We start from the raw sequence: 14,212 nt of genomic DNA, 5'->3' as shown, positions 1-14,212 counted from the left end.
CCGTTGGCGCCGGCGTGGTTGCCAAGATCATCGAGTAATCGCTGATCCTGCCATCAGAAAAGGGGCCCTTCGGGGCCCCTTTTTTCGTTCGTTGGTTAAATATTGACACCCTGTGGGGGCATCCGTACAATTGCGCCTCCTTTTAACGGGCGTAGTCCGTCCGTTGGGAATGGTAAATTGGAGTCTGAGGTCAAATGCAAAACCAACAAATCCGGATTCGGTTGAAGGCTTTTGACCATCGCCTGATCGATCAATCAACCCAGGAAATCGTGGAAACCGCGAAACGTACTGGTGCTCAGGTGCGTGGTCCAATCCCTCTGCCGACCCGCAAGGAACGTTTCACCGTGCTGATCTCTCCGCACGTCAACAAAGATGCGCGTGATCAGTACGAAATTCGTACACATAAGCGTGTACTGGACATCGTCCAGCCGACGGATAAAACCGTCGATGCGCTGATGAAGCTCGATCTTGCTGCAGGCGTTGAAGTACAGATCAGCCTCGGCTAATGCCTTCGGCATTGGTCGTGTAACGCTCTGAAATGGGCGGCCATAGCGGGTGAAAGCCCCGTACACTCAAGAGGTTTACAACATGACAATTGGTGTTGTCGGTCGTAAATGCGGCATGACCCGCATTTTCACCGAGGAAGGTGTCTCTATTCCGGTTACGGTCATCGAGGTCGAGCCGAATCGCGTCACCCAGTTCAAGACTGAAGAAACCGATGGCTACCGTGCAGTGCAAGTCACCGCCGGCGAGCGTCGTGCTTCTCGCGTTACCAAAGCGCAAGCTGGTCACTTTGCCAAGGCGAATGTCGCCGCCGGTCGCGGCGTGTGGGAATTCCGTCTGGGCGAAGAGCAGTATGCCGCTGGTGACCAGATCACTGTCGATCTGTTCCAGGCAGGCCAGATGGTAGACGTTACCGGCGAGTCCAAGGGTAAGGGCTTCGCGGGCACCATCAAGCGCTGGAACTTCCGTGGTCAGGATAACACCCACGGTAACTCCGTTTCCCACCGCGTCCCGGGTTCCATCGGCCAGTGCCAGACTCCTGGTCGAGTGTTCAAGGGCAAGAAAATGTCCGGTCATCTGGGTGCGGAGCGGGTAACCGTTCAATCCCTGGAGATCGTGCGCGTCGATGCTGAACGCAATCTGCTGCTGGTCAAGGGTGCCGTTCCCGGCGCTACCGGCGGTGATGTGATCGTGCGTCCGGCAGCCAAGGCTCGCGGTTAAGGGGGAAGCTGAGATGCAATTGAATGTGAACGGCGCTCAGGCTATCGAAGTCTCCGAGCGTACCTTTGGTGGCGAATTCAACGAGACCCTGGTGCACCAGGCAGTCGTGGCCTACATGGCTGGCGGCCGTCAGGGCAGCAAGGCGCAGAAGACTCGCTCCGAAGTCTCTGGTGGTGGCAAGAAGCCGTGGCGTCAGAAGGGCACCGGTCGTGCTCGCGCTGGCACTATCCGTAGCCCCATCTGGCGTGGGGGCGGCACCACTTTCGCCGCTAAACCGCGTAGCCACGAACAGAAGCTGAACAAGAAGATGTACCGCGCAGCACTGCGCTCCATCCTTGCCGAGCTCGTTCGTCTGGACCGTCTGGTCGTCGTTGCCGACTTCGCTGTCGATGCACCGAAAACCAAGGGCCTGGTTGCCAAGCTGGACACCCTGGGTCTGAAAGACGTGCTGATCGTGACCGATGGTGTCGACGAGAACCTGTACCTCGCTGCGCGCAACCTGGCGCACGTCGATGTACGTGATGTCCAAGGTTCCGACCCCGTCAGCCTGATCGCCTACGACAAGGTGCTGGTCACCGTGTCCGCCGTGAAGAAGTTCGAGGAGCTGCTGGGATGAACCAGGAACGCGTATTCAAAGTGCTGCTTGGTCCGCACATCTCCGAGAAAGCCACGGGTCTCGCGGACGGCAAGAGCCAATTCGTTTTCAAGGTTGCCACCGATGCAACCAAGCTGGAAATCAAGAAGGCCGTAGAAAGCCTGTTCAGCGTGAAGGTACAGCGCGTCACTACCCTGAACGTCAAGGGTAAGACCAAGCGCACCGCTCGCGGTCTGGGCAAGCGTAACGACTGGAAAAAAGCGTACATCGCTCTCCAGCCGGGCCAAGATCTCGATTTCGCCACCAGCGCTGAGTAAAGGGGTGCATCATGGCAATCGTTAAGTGCAAACCGACTTCCGCTGGTCGTCGCTTTGTCGTCAAGGTGGTGAATCAGGAGCTGCACAAAGGCGCTCCCTACGCACCGCTGCTGGAAAAGAAATCCAAGTCTGGCGGCCGTAACAACAACGGTCGTATCACCACCCGTCATATCGGTGGTGGTCACAAGCAGCACTACCGTCTGGTCGACTTCCGTCGCAACAAGGATGGCATCCCTGCCATCGTTGAACGCGTCGAATACGATCCGAACCGCACTGCACACATCGCTCTGCTGAAGTATGCAGACGGCGAGCGTCGCTACATCATCGCCCCCAAGGGCGTTGCTGCAGGTGACCAGCTGATCTCCGGTATCGGTGCGCCGATCAAGGCAGGCAACAGCATGCCTCTGCGCAACATCCCGGTGGGTAGCACTGTTCATGGTATCGAGCTGAAGCCGGGTAAAGGCGCTCAGATCGCTCGCTCCGCTGGCGCTTCCGCCCAGCTGGTCGCGCGTGAAGGCGCGTACGTAACCCTGCGTCTGCGCTCCGGTGAAATGCGTAAAGTCCTGGCTGAGTGCCGTGCGACCCTGGGCGAAGTCTCGAACTCCGAGCACAGCCTGCGTTCGCTGGGTAAAGCCGGTGCTACGCGCTGGCGTGGTGTTCGCCCGACCGTTCGCGGCGTGGCGATGAACCCGGTCGACCACCCGCATGGTGGTGGTGAAGGCCGTACCTCTGCTGGTCGTCATCCGGTATCGCCGTGGGGTCTTCAGACCAAGGGTAAGAAGACTCGCTCGAACAAGCGTACCGATAACATGATCGTCCGCCGCCGCAAGTAAATAGAGGGATACCACAGTGCCACGTTCACTGAAAAAAGGTCCGTTTATCGATCTTCACCTGTTGAAGAAGGTCGAAGTCGCGGTGGAAAAGAACGACCGCAAGCCGATCAAGACCTGGTCGCGTCGTTCGATGATTCTGCCGCATATGGTTGGTCTGACCATCGCCGTGCACAACGGCCGTCAACACGTACCGGTTCTCGTCAACGAGGACATGGTCGGCCACAAACTGGGCGAGTTCGCCGCTACCCGCACCTACCGCGGGCATGCTGCGGACAAGAAAGCCAAGCGTTAAGGGGTAAGGAAGATGGAAGTAGCCGCTAAGCTGTCGGGCGCTCGTATCTCCGCCCAGAAAGCCCGCTTGGTCGCCGACCAGATCCGCGGGAAGAAGGTGGGCGAAGCGCTCAACCTCCTGGCTTTCAGCAGTAAGAAAGCCGCCGAGATCATGAAGAAAGTGCTGGAGTCGGCCGTTGCCAACGCTGAGCACAACGAAGGCGCCGATGTGGATGACCTGAAGGTCTCCACCGTCTTCGTCAACGAAGGTCGTTCGCTCAAGCGCATCATGCCGCGTGCCAAAGGCCGTGCTGATCGCATCGTGAAGCGGTCTTGCCATATCACGGTCAAGGTTGCGGACAAGTAACGGAGTCGACAGATGGGTCAGAAAGTACATCCCAATGGCATTCGCCTGGGTATCGTCAAGGAGCACACCTCCGTTTGGTACGCAGACCGCAAGAACTATGCGGATTACCTGTTTGCCGACCTGAAGGTGCGTGAGTACCTCCAAGACAAACTAAAAAGCGCGTCCGTAAGCCGTATCGATATTCATCGTCCGGCTCAAACCGCACGCATCACCATCCACACCGCTCGTCCCGGCATCGTGATCGGCAAGAAAGGTGAAGATGTTGAGAAACTGCGCCAGGACCTGACCAAGCAAATGGGTGTGCCCGTGCACATCAACATCGAGGAAATCCGCAAGCCGGAACTCGATGCCATGCTGGTTGCGCAGAGCGTAGCCCAGCAGCTGGAGCGTCGCGTAATGTTCCGTCGCGCCATGAAGCGCGCCGTACAGAACGCCATGCGCATTGGTGCCAAGGGCATCAAGATTCAGGTCAGCGGTCGTCTGGGTGGGGCTGAAATCGCCCGTACCGAATGGTATCGCGAAGGTCGTGTGCCCCTGCACACCCTGCGCGCCGATATCGACTATGCCACCTACGAAGCGCACACCACTTACGGTGTGATCGGTGTCAAGGTTTGGATCTTCAAGGGCGAGGTCATCGGTGGCCGCCAGGAAGAGCTGAAGCCGGTAGCACCCGCTCCTCGTAAAAAAGCTGCTAGGTAAGGAGTACGCAAATGCTGCAACCCAAGCGTACGAAGTTCCGCAAACAAATGACCGGCCACAACCGTGGTCTGGCTCATCGTGGTAGTAAGGTCAGCTTCGGTGAGTACGCACTGAAGGCCACTAGCCGTGGCCGCCTTACTGCTCGTCAGATCGAGTCCGCGCGTCGTGCGCTGACCCGTCACGTGAAGCGTGGCGGCAAGATCTGGATCCGCGTATTCCCTGACAAGCCTGTCACCAAGAAGCCCCTCGAAGTTCGTATGGGTAAAGGTAAGGGTGGGGTCGAGTACTGGGTAGCCCAGATCCAGCCGGGCAAGGTCCTGTATGAGATCGAGGGTGTTTCCGAAGAGCTGGCGCGTGAGGCTTTCGCCCTGGCTGCTGCAAAGCTGCCCCTCGCCACCTCCTTTGTTAAGCGGACGGTGATGTGATGAAAGCGAATGAACTTCGTGAAAAATCCGTTGAGCAGCTGAACGAGCAACTGCTCGGCCTGCTGCGCGACCAGTTCAATCTGCGCATGCAGAAAGCAACTGGCCAGTTGGGGCAGTCTCACCTGCTCTCGCAGGTTAAGCGCGACATCGCTCGCGTTAAAACTGTGCTCAATCAGCAAGCAGGTAAGTGATCATGGCTGAAGCTCAGAAAACCGTCCGTACGCTGACCGGCCGCGTCGTCAGCGACAAAATGGACAAGACCGTCACCGTACTGATCGAGCGTCGCGTCAAGCACCCGATTTACGGCAAATACGTCAAGCGTTCGACCAAACTGCACGCACACGACGAATCCAATCAGTGCCGCATTGGTGACCTGGTCACCATTCGCGAAACCCGTCCGCTGGCCAAGACCAAGGCCTGGACCCTGGTTGATATCGTTGAACGCGCGGTGGAAGTCTAAGGACTAGGGGTCGGAGAAATTATATGATTCAGACTCAATCCATGCTCGATGTCGCTGACAACAGCGGCGCGCGTCGTGTGATGTGCATCAAGGTGCTCGGCGGTTCCCACCGCCGTTACGCCGGCATCGGCGACATCATCAAGGTCACCGTCAAGGAAGCGATTCCGCGCGGCAAAGTGAAGAAGGGCCAGGTCATGACTGCCGTGGTCGTTCGCACCAAGCACGGCGTACGTCGTACCGACGGTTCCATCATCCGCTTCGACGGCAACGCCGCCGTCCTGCTGAACAACAAGCAGGAGCCGATCGGCACCCGTATCTTTGGGCCAGTGACTCGTGAACTCCGTACCGAGAAGTTCATGAAGATCGTCTCGCTCGCCCCCGAAGTGCTGTAAGGAGTAGCCGTCATGCAAAAGATTCGTCGTGACGACGAAGTAATCGTCATTGCCGGCAAGGACAAGGGCAAGCGTGGCAAGGTGCTGAAGGTTCTCGCTGACGACCGTCTGGTCGTCGGCGGGGTGAACCTGATCAAGCGCCACACCAAGCCCAATCCGATGCTCGGCCAACAGGGCGGTATCGTCGAGAAGGAGGCGCCTCTGCACGTCTCCAACGTCGCCATCTTCAATACTGAAACCAGCAAGGCTGACCGCGTTGGCTTCAAGGTAGAAGACGGTAAGAAAATTCGTGTCTTCAAGTCGACCCAGAAACCGGTTCAGGCTTGAGGCTGCTAGGTAGATCACCATGGCACGATTGAAAGAAATTTATCGGAAGGAAATCGCGCCCAAGCTGAAAGAAGAGCTTCAGCTGGCGAACGTGATGGAAGTTCCGCGCGTTACCAAAATCACCCTGAACATGGGTCTTGGCGAGGCGGTCGGTGACAAGAAGATCATCGAGAACGCCGTAGCCGATCTGGAAAAGATCACTGGTCAGAAGCCGGTCGTGACTTACGCTCGTAAGTCCATCGCAGGCTTCAAGATCCGTGAAGGCTGGCCGATCGGCGTCAAGGTCACCCTGCGTAGCGACCGGATGTACGAGTTCCTGGATCGTCTGCTGTCCATCTCCCTGCCGCGCGTGCGTGACTTCCGCGGCCTGAATGCCAAGTCCTTCGATGGTCGCGGCAACTACAGCATGGGCGTGAAAGAGCAGATCATCTTCCCGGAAATCGATTACGACAAGATCGATGCGCTACGTGGCCTGGACATCACCCTGACCACCACCGCTCGTACGGATGACGAAGGTCGCGCCCTGCTGCGTGCTTTCAAATTCCCGTTCCGTAACTGATTGGAGTAGGAACATGGCTAAAGAGAGCATGAAGAACCGCGAGCTGAAGCGTCAGCTGACGGTAGCCAAGTACGCCAAGAAGCGTGCCGAGCTGAAAGCGATCATCGCTAATCCGAACTCCTCTGCGGAAGAGCGTTGGAATGCCCAGGTCGCCCTGCAGAAGCAACCGCGTGACGCCAGCGCCAGCCGCCTGCGTAACCGTTGCCGCCTGACCGGTCGTCCGCACGGCTTCTACCGCAAGTTCGGCCTGAGCCGTAACAAGCTGCGCGAAGCCGCCATGCGCGGCGACGTACCGGGTCTGGTGAAAGCCAGCTGGTAATCGCAACGAACGGTGTCGCCAGTCGGCACCGTTGATCGCGACATCGAATCAAGCCCCTCATGGGGCTTGATTCGTTTTGGCGCGATCTCTAGAATACCCGGCTCCCCTGAGCCTGGGTTTGTTTCGCCTGGCGTTTATGGGCGAATTGAAGTTGAAGGCTTATTCTTTTGTATCAGGAGCGTTAAGCCCATGAGTATGCAGGACCCGTTAGCAGACATGCTAACTCGCATCCGTAATGCCCAGATGGCTGAAAAGACCGTCGTAAGCATGCCGTCCTCGAAACTGAAAGCGGCGGTAGCCAAAGTCCTGAAGGACGAAGGCTATATTGCGGATTTCCAGATCAGCTCGGAAGTAAAACCCCAGCTGTCCATCGAACTGAAGTACTTCGAAGGCAAGCCTGTCATCGAAGAGGTCAAGCGCATCAGCCGTCCTGGCCTGCGTCAGTACAAATCCGTTGAGCAACTGCCGAAAGTTCGTGGCGGCCTCGGTGTGTCGATCGTCTCCACCAACAAAGGTGTGATGACCGATCGTGCTGCCCGTGCTGCTGGTGTTGGCGGCGAAGTGCTCTGCACTGTGTTCTAAGGGGAATCAGCATGTCTCGCGTTGCTAAGAACCCCGTCAAGCTGCCTGCCGGCGTTGAAATCAAACTGGCTGGTCAGCAACTGTCCATCAAGGGCGCCAAAGGTGCTCTGGAGCTCAAGGTCCATCCTTCGGTCGAAGTGATCCAGGACAGCGGTGAGCTGCGTTTTGCTGCGCGTAACGGCGACCAGCAGACTCGCGCCATGGCTGGTACCACCCGTGCTCTGGTGAACAACATGGTAGTCGGCGTCAGCCAGGGCTTCGAGCGCAAGCTCCAGCTGGTCGGCGTTGGTTACAAAGCGCAGGCCAAGGGCCAAGTGCTGTCCCTGTCCCTCGGCTTCTCCCATCCGGTTGATTACGAACTGCCGGCCGGCATCGTCGCTGAGACCCCCAGCCAGACCGATATCCTGATCAAGGGTATCGACAAGCAGCTGGTCGGTCAGGTTGCTGCCGAAATTCGCGACTTCCGTCCGCCGGAGCCTTACAAAGGCAAGGGCGTGCGTTACGCCGACGAAGTCGTCCGTCGTAAAGAAGCCAAGAAGAAGTAGGGCATAGCAAATGAGCGTCAAGAAAGAAACCCGTCTGCGTCGCGCTCGCAAGGCACGCCTGAAGATGCGCGAGCTGGAAACCGTACGCCTCTGCGTGTACCGCTCTTCCCAGCACATTTACGCCCAGGTCATTGCGGCCGACGGCGGCAAGGTCCTGGCCAGCGCCTCGACCCTGGACAAAGACCTGCGCGAAGGTGCCACCGGCAACATCGATGCAGCCAAGAAAGTTGGTCAACTGGTCGCCGAGCGCGCCAAAGCGGCCGGCGTCACCCAGGTGGCGTTCGATCGTTCTGGCTTCAAGTACCACGGCCGTGTGAAAGCGCTGGCTGATGCCGCTCGTGAAGGCGGACTGGAGTTCTAAGTTATGGCAAACAACGAGCAAAAGCGCGACGAAGGCTACATCGAGAAGCTGGTTCAGGTTAACCGCGTCGCCAAAACCGTAAAAGGTGGCCGTATCTTCGCTTTCACCGCACTGACCGTGGTGGGTGATGGCAAGGGTCGCGTTGGTTTCGGTCGTGGCAAGGCGCGTGAAGTGCCGGCCGCCATCCAGAAAGCAATGGAAGCCGCTCGCCGCAACATGATCCAAGTCGATCTGAACGGCACCACCCTGCAGTATCCGACCAAGTCCGCCCATGGCGCCTCCAAGGTGTACATGCAGCCGGCTTCGGAAGGTACCGGCATCATCGCCGGCGGCGCCATGCGTGCCGTTCTGGAAGTGGCTGGTGTGCAGAACGTCCTGGCCAAGTGCTATGGCTCCACCAATCCGGTGAACGTGGTTTACGCCACCTTCAAGGGCCTGAAGAACATGCAGGCTCCGGAAGCAGTAGCGGCCAAGCGTGGCAAGAGCGTCGAGGAGATTCTCTAACCATGGCAACTGTCAAAGTCACTCTGGTCAAGAGCCTGAACGGCCGTCTGGCCAACCACAAGGCTTGCGTCAAGGGTCTCGGCCTGCGTCGCATCAATCATACCGTCGAAGTTCAGGACACTCCTGAGAACCGCGGCATGATCAACAAGGCCTACTACCTGCTGCGTGTGGAGGGTTAATCCATGCAACTGAACGATCTGCGTTCCGCGCCGGGTGCCCGTCGCGAAAAGCACCGTCCGGGCCGTGGCATCGGTAGCGGTCTGGGCAAGACCGGTGGCCGTGGTCACAAAGGTCTGACCTCCCGCTCCGGTGGCAAGGTCGCTCCGGGCTTCGAGGGTGGTCAACAGCCTCTGCACCGTCGCCTGCCGAAGTTCGGCTTCGTTTCCCTGAAGGCCATGGATCGTGCTGAAGTGCGCACCTCCGAACTGGCCAAGGTCGAAGGCGACGTCGTCAGCCTGCAGACCCTGAAGGATGCCAACCTGATCAACCAGCACGTACAGCGCGTCAAAGTCATGCTGTCCGGCGAAGTTGGTCGTGCGGTCACCCTGAAAGGTATCGCCGCCACCAAGGGTGCGCGTGCGGCTATCGAAGCAGCTGGCGGTAAATTCGAGGACTAAATGGCTAAGCAAGGTGCTCTCTCTGCGCTAAGCAACGGCGGTCTGTCCGAGCTCTGGGCACGTCTGCGTTTCCTGTTCCTGGCGATCATCGTCTATCGGATCGGCGCGCACATCCCAGTTCCGGGCATCAACCCCGATCGCTTGGCGGCACTGTTCCGGCAGAACGAGGGGACCATTCTTAGCCTCTTCAACATGTTTTCCGGCGGCGCGCTGGAGCGCATGAGTATCTTTGCACTGGGGATCATGCCGTACATCTCGGCATCGATCATCATGCAGCTCATGACCGCTATCAGCCCGCAGCTGGAGCAGTTGAAGAAAGAGGGTGAGTCTGGGCGTCGCAAGATCAGCCAGTACACCCGCTACGGTACTGTAGTCCTGGCACTGGTCCAGGCCATCGGCATGTCCGTTGGCCTGGGCAGCCAGGGCGTAGCCTTCTCCAACGACTTCGGCTTCTACTTCGTGGCTGTCACCACCTTCGTGGCTGGTGCCATGTTCATGATGTGGCTGGGCGAGCAGATCACCGAGCGCGGTGTCGGCAACGGCATCTCGATGTTGATCTTCGCTGGTATCGTTGCAGGCCTGCCGCGCGCCATCGGTCAGTCTTTCGAGTCTGCCCGTCAAGGTGACATCAACATCTTCGCCCTGATCGGCGTCGGCCTGCTGGCCGTGGCGATCATCGCGTTCGTGGTGTTCATCGAGCGTGGCCAGCGTCGCATCGCGGTGCATTACGCCAAGCGCCAGCAAGGCCGCAAGGTGTTTGCAGCGCAGACCAGCCATCTGCCGTTGAAGGTGAACATGGCGGGTGTGATTCCCGCGATTTTCGCCAGCAGTATCCTGCTGTTCCCGGCGTCCCTGGGCTCCTGGTTCGGTCAGTCGGAAGGCTTGGGTTGGTTGCAGGACGTCGCGCAAGCGATCGCTCCGGGGCAGCCGCTGAACATCTTGCTGTTCACTGCAGGGATCGTTTTCTTCTGCTTCTTCTATACAGCGCTGATGTTCAACCCGAAGGACGTGGCGGAGAACCTCAAGAAGTCCGGTGCATTTATTCCGGGCATCCGTCCGGGCGAACAGTCCGCTCGCTACATCGATGGCGTGCTGACCCGTTTGACCATGTTCGGTGCTCTGTACATGACGGCTGTCTGCCTGCTGCCCCAGTTCCTGGTGGTTGCGGCGCACGTGCCGTTCTATCTTGGCGGGACCTCGCTGTTGATCGTGGTCGTGGTTGTCATGGACTTTATGGCCCAGGTGCAATCTCACCTCGTTTCTCACCAGTATGAATCCCTGATGAAGAAAGCCAACCTGAAGGGCTACGGCAGCGGCATGCTGCGCTGATAGACCCGTAAGGTTCGAGGAGTTGGTGATGAAAGTTCGTGCATCGGTCAAGAAGCTGTGCCGTAACTGCAAAATCATCCGTCGCGATGGCATCGTGCGGGTGATCTGCAGCGCGGAACCGCGTCACAAGCAGCGCCAAGGCTGATTGTGATCCACGCGTGATAACCCGGCAGCTAGTGTGCTGCCGGGTTGATTATTTGCTATTACAGCGCTAATATCCGCGCCCTTTCTTGGCTTCCTGGGCGCAGGGTAGCTGTCAATTGGAGTTTTTCTGAATGGCCCGTATTGCAGGCGTCAACATTCCGGATAACAAGCACACTGTTATCTCGCTGACCTACATCTATGGTGTTGGTCGCACTACTGCTCAGAGCATCTGCGCAGCCACCGGCGTAAACCCGGCTGCCAAGATCAAGGACCTGAGCGACGAGCAGATCGATCAGCTGCGTAACGAAGTCGCGAAGATCACCACCGAAGGTGACCTGCGTCGCGAAATCAACATGAACATCAAGCGTCTGATGGACCTCGGTTGCTACCGCGGTCTGCGTCATCGTCGCGGTCTGCCGGTTCGCGGTCAGCGTACCAAGACCAACGCGCGTACCCGCAAGGGCCCGCGTAAGCCGATCCGCAAGTAATCGCGTAGGAATCTAGTCATGGCAAAACCTGCTGCTCGTCCCCGTAAGAAAGTCAAAAAGACAGTGGTCGATGGGATCGCCCACATCCACGCGTCTTTCAACAACACCATCGTGACCATCACCGACCGTCAGGGCAACGCACTGTCCTGGGCGACCTCCGGTGGTTCCGGTTTCCGCGGCTCGCGTAAGAGCACCCCGTTCGCTGCCCAGGTAGCGGCCGAGCGTGCCGGCCAGGCTGCCCTGGAATACGGTCTGAAGAACCTGGACGTCAACGTCAAGGGCCCGGGCCCGGGCCGCGAGTCCGCCGTTCGCGCTCTGAATGCTTGCGGCTACAAGATCGCCAGCATCACCGACGTAACCCCGATCCCGCATAACGGCTGCCGTCCGCCGAAAAAGCGTCGCGTGTAATAGGAGACAGTGAGAAATGGCTCGTTACATTGGTCCCAAGTGCAAACTGTCTCGCCGTGAAGGCACCGACCTGTTCCTGAAGAGCGGCGCCCGCGCCCTCGACTCGAAGTGCAAGGCTGAAAACGTTCCTGGCCAGCATGGCCAGCGTCGTGGCCGTCTGTCCGACTACGGTCTGCAGCTGCGTGAAAAGCAGAAAGTACGTCGCATCTACGGCGTGCTGGAGCGTCAGTTCCGCGGTTACTACCAGGAAGCTTCCCGTCGCAAGGGTTCTACCGGTGAGAACCTGCTGCAACTGCTCGAGTGCCGCCTGGACAACGTCGTATACCGCATGGGCTTCGGTTCCACTCGTTCGGAATCCCGCCAGCTGGTATCCCACAAGGCCATCACCGTCAACGGTCAGACCGTCAACATCCCTTCCTACCAAGTGAAGGCCGGTGACGTCGTAGCTGTTCGCGAAAAATCGAAGAACCAGCTGCGTATCGCTCAGGCTCTGGAACTCTGTGGCCAGCGCGGTCGCGTCGAGTGGGTCGAAGTCGACCTCGACAAGAAGGCTGGTACCTTCAAGAGTGCTCCGGCTCGCAGCGACCTGTCCGCTGATATCAACGAAAACCTGATTGTCGAGCTCTACTCCAAGTAAGGGCTAGAAAATAGGTGCATCCATGCAGAGTTCGGTAAATGAGTTCCTGACCCCCCGCCACATCGATGTGCAGGTGGTCAGTCAAACCCGCGCCAAGATCACGCTCGAGCCTCTCGAGCGTGGTTTTGGTCACACCCTGGGCAACGCGCTGCGTCGCATCCTGTTGTCCTCCATGCCTGGCTGCGCAGTGGTCGAGGCCGAGATCGACGGCGTACTCCACGAGTACTCGGCGATCGAAGGTGTGCAGGAAGATGTAATCGAGATCCTGCTGAACCTGAAAGGTCTGGCCATCAAGCTGCACGGTCGTGATGAAGTGACGCTGACCCTGGCTAAGAAGGGCTCGGGTGTTGTGACTGCTGCCGATATTCAGCTGGATCACGATGTTGAGATCATCAACGGTGACCACGTTATCGCCAACCTGGCAGACAACGGCGCGCTGAACATGAAGCTGAAGGTAGCTCGTGGCCGTGGCTACGAGCCTGCCGACGCACGTCAGAGCGATGAAGACGAAAGCCGCAGCATCGGCCGTCTGCAGCTCGACGCATCGTTCAGCCCGGTCCGTCGTGTCTCCTACGTGGTGGAAAACGCCCGTGTCGAGCAGCGCACCAACCTGGACAAACTGGTCCTGGACCTGGAAACCAACGGCACCCTGGATCCCGAAGAGGCTATCCGTCGCGCCGCTACCATCCTGCAACAGCAGCTGGCAGCGTTCGTGGACCTCAAGGGCGACAGCGAACCCGTCGTTGAAGAGCAGGAAGACGAGATCGATCCGATCCTCCTGCGCCCGGTCGATGACCTGGAACTGACCGTACGTTCGGCCAACTGCCTGAAGGCGGAAAACATCTACTACATCGGTGACCTGATCCAGCGCACCGAAGTGGAGCTGTTGAAAACGCCGAACCTGGGCAAGAAGTCCCTGACCGAAATCAAGGACGTTCTGGCTTCCCGTGGTCTGTCCCTCGGTATGCGCCTCGATAACTGGCCGCCGGCAAGTCTTAAGAAAGACGACAAGGCCACTGCCTGATCGTCGTAACTACCGAACGTAAAGTTTGGAAAGGAATTGAACCATGCGCCATCGTAAAAGTGGTCGTCACCTGAGCCGCACCAGCGCGCACCGCAAGGCTATGTTCCAGAACATGGCGGTGTCGCTGTTCGAACACGAACTGATCAAAACCACCCTGCCCAAGGCCAAGGAACTGCGTCGCGTTGCCGAGCCGCTGATCACCCTGGCCAAGGAAGACAGCGTCGCCAACCGTCGCCTGGCTTTCGACCGTACCCGTTCGAAAGCTGCCGTTGGCAAGCTGTTCAACGACCTGGGCAAGCGCTACGCCAACCGTCCGGGCGGCTACCTGCGCATCCTGAAGTGCGGTTTCCGCGCTGGCGACAACGCCCCCATGGCGTACGTCGAGCTGGTTGATCGTCCTGTCGGCGGTGAAGTCGTAGAAGCTGCCGAATAAGGCATCTGCTGCACAAGAAACCGGGCCTAGGCCCGGTTTTTTATTACCTGCCTTAAAGTTTTTATCTATCGGCTCGCTGTCTTTAATAAATTGGATTGTTGGAGGGCTGTCATTCATCCTTAACCTGCTTTTACGAAAAGCTACGTTCGGGTAAGCGAGATCAATGCAAAGGGCGCTTGGCTCAGCCTGGAGGTTGTCCTCCGCCAATCCCTGGTCCACGCTGATGATTTCCGTGTAGCCGCTTCGCTTCATAGCACGTTAGCCGTTGAGGAGAGAGTAAATGGAAGAGAAGACCCGCCTGACCACTGCCGCTGGCGCACCGGTGGTCGATAACCAGAACGTGCAGACCGCCG

At 58.4% G+C, this 14,212-nt stretch carries 29 protein-coding genes; all 29 read left to right on the top strand.

Translation table 11 applies throughout. The annotated features are described in order from the left end of the window. The first annotated feature begins 194 nt into the window (after nucleotides 1-194). Entirely contained in the window at nucleotides 195-506 is a 312-nt protein-coding gene (rpsJ, locus tag HMPREF2914_RS22550) for a 30S ribosomal protein S10 (protein ID WP_003103876.1), read from the top strand. An 82-nt stretch (nucleotides 507-588) separates the two neighbouring features. Next, a complete protein-coding gene (gene rplC / locus HMPREF2914_RS22545) occupies nucleotides 589-1,224 on the top strand; it encodes a 50S ribosomal protein L3 (RefSeq protein WP_003103877.1) in 636 nt (211 codons plus the stop codon). Nucleotides 1,225-1,237: 13 nt separating this feature from the next. Then, on the top strand, nucleotides 1,238-1,840 hold the full coding sequence (rplD, locus tag HMPREF2914_RS22540; protein ID WP_003093737.1) for a 50S ribosomal protein L4: 603 nt from the start codon (nucleotides 1,238-1,240) through the stop codon (nucleotides 1,838-1,840). Next, nucleotides 1,837-2,136, top strand: coding sequence for a 50S ribosomal protein L23 (rplW, locus tag HMPREF2914_RS22535; RefSeq protein WP_003093736.1), 300 nt, complete (start codon nucleotides 1,837-1,839; stop codon nucleotides 2,134-2,136). Before rplD ends, rplW begins: the two co-directional genes overlap by 4 nt. Before the next feature lie 11 nt (nucleotides 2,137-2,147). Further along, the gene (gene rplB / locus HMPREF2914_RS22530) at nucleotides 2,148-2,969 is read left to right on the top strand and encodes a 50S ribosomal protein L2 (RefSeq protein ID WP_003103878.1); all 822 of its coding nucleotides are present in this window, start codon (nucleotides 2,148-2,150) and stop codon (nucleotides 2,967-2,969) included. 16 nt (nucleotides 2,970-2,985) lie between these two features. Next, on the top strand, nucleotides 2,986-3,261 hold the full coding sequence (gene rpsS / locus HMPREF2914_RS22525) for a 30S ribosomal protein S19 (RefSeq protein ID WP_003093734.1): 276 nt from the start codon (nucleotides 2,986-2,988) through the stop codon (nucleotides 3,259-3,261). A gap of 12 nt (nucleotides 3,262-3,273) precedes the next feature. Beyond that, nucleotides 3,274-3,606, top strand: coding sequence for a 50S ribosomal protein L22 (rplV, locus tag HMPREF2914_RS22520; RefSeq protein ID WP_003103908.1), 333 nt, complete (start codon nucleotides 3,274-3,276; stop codon nucleotides 3,604-3,606). Nucleotides 3,607-3,618: 12 nt separating this feature from the next. Beyond that, the gene (gene rpsC, locus HMPREF2914_RS22515) at nucleotides 3,619-4,305 is read left to right on the top strand and encodes a 30S ribosomal protein S3 (RefSeq protein WP_003093727.1); all 687 of its coding nucleotides are present in this window, start codon (nucleotides 3,619-3,621) and stop codon (nucleotides 4,303-4,305) included. Between the two features lie 11 nt (nucleotides 4,306-4,316). Beyond that, nucleotides 4,317-4,730: a 50S ribosomal protein L16 gene (rplP, locus tag HMPREF2914_RS22510; protein ID WP_003093723.1), complete on the top strand. Its 414-nt coding sequence runs from the start codon at nucleotides 4,317-4,319 to the stop codon at nucleotides 4,728-4,730. Continuing rightward, nucleotides 4,730-4,921, top strand: a complete 192-nt coding sequence (gene rpmC / locus HMPREF2914_RS22505; RefSeq protein WP_003093720.1) for a 50S ribosomal protein L29 — start codon at nucleotides 4,730-4,732, stop codon at nucleotides 4,919-4,921. The genes rplP and rpmC overlap by 1 nt, the downstream gene beginning before the upstream one ends. Before the next feature lie 2 nt (nucleotides 4,922-4,923). Then, nucleotides 4,924-5,190 (top strand): 30S ribosomal protein S17, encoded by a 267-nt coding sequence (gene rpsQ / locus HMPREF2914_RS22500; RefSeq protein ID WP_003093717.1) that lies wholly within the window; start codon nucleotides 4,924-4,926, stop codon nucleotides 5,188-5,190. Nucleotides 5,191-5,213: 23 nt separating this feature from the next. Beyond that, the gene (gene rplN, locus HMPREF2914_RS22495) at nucleotides 5,214-5,582 is read left to right on the top strand and encodes a 50S ribosomal protein L14 (protein ID WP_003093714.1); all 369 of its coding nucleotides are present in this window, start codon (nucleotides 5,214-5,216) and stop codon (nucleotides 5,580-5,582) included. 12 nt (nucleotides 5,583-5,594) lie between these two features. Then, entirely contained in the window at nucleotides 5,595-5,909 is a 315-nt protein-coding gene (gene rplX / locus HMPREF2914_RS22490) for a 50S ribosomal protein L24 (protein ID WP_003093711.1), read from the top strand. Nucleotides 5,910-5,928: 19 nt separating this feature from the next. After that, nucleotides 5,929-6,468, top strand: a complete 540-nt coding sequence (gene rplE / locus HMPREF2914_RS22485; RefSeq protein WP_003093703.1) for a 50S ribosomal protein L5 — start codon at nucleotides 5,929-5,931, stop codon at nucleotides 6,466-6,468. A 13-nt stretch (nucleotides 6,469-6,481) separates the two neighbouring features. Beyond that, nucleotides 6,482-6,787 (top strand): 30S ribosomal protein S14, encoded by a 306-nt coding sequence (gene rpsN / locus HMPREF2914_RS22480; protein ID WP_003093701.1) that lies wholly within the window; start codon nucleotides 6,482-6,484, stop codon nucleotides 6,785-6,787. A gap of 189 nt (nucleotides 6,788-6,976) precedes the next feature. Continuing rightward, nucleotides 6,977-7,369: a 30S ribosomal protein S8 gene (rpsH, locus tag HMPREF2914_RS22475; RefSeq protein ID WP_003093700.1), complete on the top strand. Its 393-nt coding sequence runs from the start codon at nucleotides 6,977-6,979 to the stop codon at nucleotides 7,367-7,369. 11 nt (nucleotides 7,370-7,380) lie between these two features. Beyond that, on the top strand, nucleotides 7,381-7,914 hold the full coding sequence (gene rplF, locus HMPREF2914_RS22470; protein WP_003093699.1) for a 50S ribosomal protein L6: 534 nt from the start codon (nucleotides 7,381-7,383) through the stop codon (nucleotides 7,912-7,914). A 10-nt stretch (nucleotides 7,915-7,924) separates the two neighbouring features. Then, nucleotides 7,925-8,275, top strand: a complete 351-nt coding sequence (gene rplR / locus HMPREF2914_RS22465; protein WP_003093698.1) for a 50S ribosomal protein L18 — start codon at nucleotides 7,925-7,927, stop codon at nucleotides 8,273-8,275. A 3-nt stretch (nucleotides 8,276-8,278) separates the two neighbouring features. Continuing rightward, on the top strand, nucleotides 8,279-8,779 hold the full coding sequence (rpsE, locus tag HMPREF2914_RS22460) for a 30S ribosomal protein S5 (RefSeq protein ID WP_003093697.1): 501 nt from the start codon (nucleotides 8,279-8,281) through the stop codon (nucleotides 8,777-8,779). A gap of 2 nt (nucleotides 8,780-8,781) precedes the next feature. After that, nucleotides 8,782-8,958, top strand: coding sequence for a 50S ribosomal protein L30 (rpmD, locus tag HMPREF2914_RS22455; protein ID WP_003093696.1), 177 nt, complete (start codon nucleotides 8,782-8,784; stop codon nucleotides 8,956-8,958). A 3-nt stretch (nucleotides 8,959-8,961) separates the two neighbouring features. Continuing rightward, entirely contained in the window at nucleotides 8,962-9,396 is a 435-nt protein-coding gene (gene rplO, locus HMPREF2914_RS22450; protein WP_003093695.1) for a 50S ribosomal protein L15, read from the top strand. Further along, a complete protein-coding gene (secY, locus tag HMPREF2914_RS22445; RefSeq protein WP_003093694.1) occupies nucleotides 9,397-10,725 on the top strand; it encodes a preprotein translocase subunit SecY in 1,329 nt (442 codons plus the stop codon). Nucleotides 10,726-10,753: 28 nt separating this feature from the next. Next, complete coding sequence (gene rpmJ / locus HMPREF2914_RS22440) at nucleotides 10,754-10,870, top strand: 50S ribosomal protein L36 (protein WP_003093693.1); 117 nt, start codon at nucleotides 10,754-10,756, stop codon at nucleotides 10,868-10,870. Between the two features lie 130 nt (nucleotides 10,871-11,000). After that, entirely contained in the window at nucleotides 11,001-11,357 is a 357-nt protein-coding gene (gene rpsM / locus HMPREF2914_RS22435; RefSeq protein ID WP_003093692.1) for a 30S ribosomal protein S13, read from the top strand. Between the two features lie 18 nt (nucleotides 11,358-11,375). Beyond that, nucleotides 11,376-11,765 carry a 30S ribosomal protein S11 gene (rpsK, locus tag HMPREF2914_RS22430; protein WP_003093689.1) on the top strand — a complete coding sequence of 130 codons (390 nt, stop codon included), beginning with the start codon at nucleotides 11,376-11,378 and terminating at the stop codon, nucleotides 11,763-11,765. A 16-nt stretch (nucleotides 11,766-11,781) separates the two neighbouring features. Beyond that, nucleotides 11,782-12,402, top strand: coding sequence for a 30S ribosomal protein S4 (gene rpsD / locus HMPREF2914_RS22425; protein ID WP_003093678.1), 621 nt, complete (start codon nucleotides 11,782-11,784; stop codon nucleotides 12,400-12,402). Between the two features lie 22 nt (nucleotides 12,403-12,424). Beyond that, the gene (gene rpoA, locus HMPREF2914_RS22420) at nucleotides 12,425-13,426 is read left to right on the top strand and encodes a DNA-directed RNA polymerase subunit alpha (protein ID WP_003093675.1); all 1,002 of its coding nucleotides are present in this window, start codon (nucleotides 12,425-12,427) and stop codon (nucleotides 13,424-13,426) included. A 43-nt stretch (nucleotides 13,427-13,469) separates the two neighbouring features. Further along, nucleotides 13,470-13,859: a 50S ribosomal protein L17 gene (gene rplQ, locus HMPREF2914_RS22415; RefSeq protein WP_003093672.1), complete on the top strand. Its 390-nt coding sequence runs from the start codon at nucleotides 13,470-13,472 to the stop codon at nucleotides 13,857-13,859. Between the two features lie 280 nt (nucleotides 13,860-14,139). Continuing rightward, on the top strand, nucleotides 14,140-14,212 hold a 73-nt coding region (locus HMPREF2914_RS33210), incomplete at its 3' end, for a hypothetical protein (protein ID WP_371915077.1).

The sequence above is a fragment of the Pseudomonas sp. HMSC067G02 genome (assembly GCF_001813485.1).
GTDB lineage: Bacteria > Pseudomonadota > Gammaproteobacteria > Pseudomonadales > Pseudomonadaceae > Pseudomonas > Pseudomonas aeruginosa.
The sequence above is the reverse complement of the archived record's forward strand: the minus strand, read 5'-3'. Positions and strand labels throughout refer to the sequence as shown.

Excerpts from the sequence above, each read along its gene's own strand:
- rplN (WP_003093714.1), top strand. The coding sequence starts at position 5,214 with ATGATTCAGACTCAATCCATGCTCGATGTCGCTGACAACAGCGGCGCG.
- rplX (WP_003093711.1), top strand. The coding sequence starts at position 5,595 with ATGCAAAAGATTCGTCGTGACGACGAAGTAATCGTCATTGCCGGCAAG.
- rpsM (WP_003093692.1), top strand. The coding sequence starts at position 11,001 with ATGGCCCGTATTGCAGGCGTCAACATTCCGGATAACAAGCACACTGTT.
- rplF (WP_003093699.1), top strand. The coding sequence starts at position 7,381 with ATGTCTCGCGTTGCTAAGAACCCCGTCAAGCTGCCTGCCGGCGTTGAA.
- rpsH (WP_003093700.1), top strand. The coding sequence starts at position 6,977 with ATGAGTATGCAGGACCCGTTAGCAGACATGCTAACTCGCATCCGTAAT.
- rplW (WP_003093736.1), top strand. The coding sequence starts at position 1,837 with ATGAACCAGGAACGCGTATTCAAAGTGCTGCTTGGTCCGCACATCTCC.
- rpsJ (WP_003103876.1), top strand. The coding sequence starts at position 195 with ATGCAAAACCAACAAATCCGGATTCGGTTGAAGGCTTTTGACCATCGC.
- rplR (WP_003093698.1), top strand. The coding sequence starts at position 7,925 with ATGAGCGTCAAGAAAGAAACCCGTCTGCGTCGCGCTCGCAAGGCACGC.
- rpmJ (WP_003093693.1), top strand. The coding sequence starts at position 10,754 with ATGAAAGTTCGTGCATCGGTCAAGAAGCTGTGCCGTAACTGCAAAATC.
- rpsQ (WP_003093717.1), top strand. The coding sequence starts at position 4,924 with ATGGCTGAAGCTCAGAAAACCGTCCGTACGCTGACCGGCCGCGTCGTC.
- rpsC (WP_003093727.1), top strand. The coding sequence starts at position 3,619 with ATGGGTCAGAAAGTACATCCCAATGGCATTCGCCTGGGTATCGTCAAG.
- rpsD (WP_003093678.1), top strand. The coding sequence starts at position 11,782 with ATGGCTCGTTACATTGGTCCCAAGTGCAAACTGTCTCGCCGTGAAGGC.
- rpmC (WP_003093720.1), top strand. The coding sequence starts at position 4,730 with ATGAAAGCGAATGAACTTCGTGAAAAATCCGTTGAGCAGCTGAACGAG.
- rpsE (WP_003093697.1), top strand. The coding sequence starts at position 8,279 with ATGGCAAACAACGAGCAAAAGCGCGACGAAGGCTACATCGAGAAGCTG.
- rplV (WP_003103908.1), top strand. The coding sequence starts at position 3,274 with ATGGAAGTAGCCGCTAAGCTGTCGGGCGCTCGTATCTCCGCCCAGAAA.
- rplB (WP_003103878.1), top strand. The coding sequence starts at position 2,148 with ATGGCAATCGTTAAGTGCAAACCGACTTCCGCTGGTCGTCGCTTTGTC.
- rplP (WP_003093723.1), top strand. The coding sequence starts at position 4,317 with ATGCTGCAACCCAAGCGTACGAAGTTCCGCAAACAAATGACCGGCCAC.
- rpsK (WP_003093689.1), top strand. The coding sequence starts at position 11,376 with ATGGCAAAACCTGCTGCTCGTCCCCGTAAGAAAGTCAAAAAGACAGTG.
- rplO (WP_003093695.1), top strand. The coding sequence starts at position 8,962 with ATGCAACTGAACGATCTGCGTTCCGCGCCGGGTGCCCGTCGCGAAAAG.
- rplQ (WP_003093672.1), top strand. The coding sequence starts at position 13,470 with ATGCGCCATCGTAAAAGTGGTCGTCACCTGAGCCGCACCAGCGCGCAC.
- rpsN (WP_003093701.1), top strand. The coding sequence starts at position 6,482 with ATGGCTAAAGAGAGCATGAAGAACCGCGAGCTGAAGCGTCAGCTGACG.
- rpmD (WP_003093696.1), top strand. The coding sequence starts at position 8,782 with ATGGCAACTGTCAAAGTCACTCTGGTCAAGAGCCTGAACGGCCGTCTG.
- rplD (WP_003093737.1), top strand. The coding sequence starts at position 1,238 with ATGCAATTGAATGTGAACGGCGCTCAGGCTATCGAAGTCTCCGAGCGT.
- secY (WP_003093694.1), top strand. The coding sequence starts at position 9,397 with ATGGCTAAGCAAGGTGCTCTCTCTGCGCTAAGCAACGGCGGTCTGTCC.
- rpoA (WP_003093675.1), top strand. The coding sequence starts at position 12,425 with ATGCAGAGTTCGGTAAATGAGTTCCTGACCCCCCGCCACATCGATGTG.
- rplE (WP_003093703.1), top strand. The coding sequence starts at position 5,929 with ATGGCACGATTGAAAGAAATTTATCGGAAGGAAATCGCGCCCAAGCTG.
- rplC (WP_003103877.1), top strand. The coding sequence starts at position 589 with ATGACAATTGGTGTTGTCGGTCGTAAATGCGGCATGACCCGCATTTTC.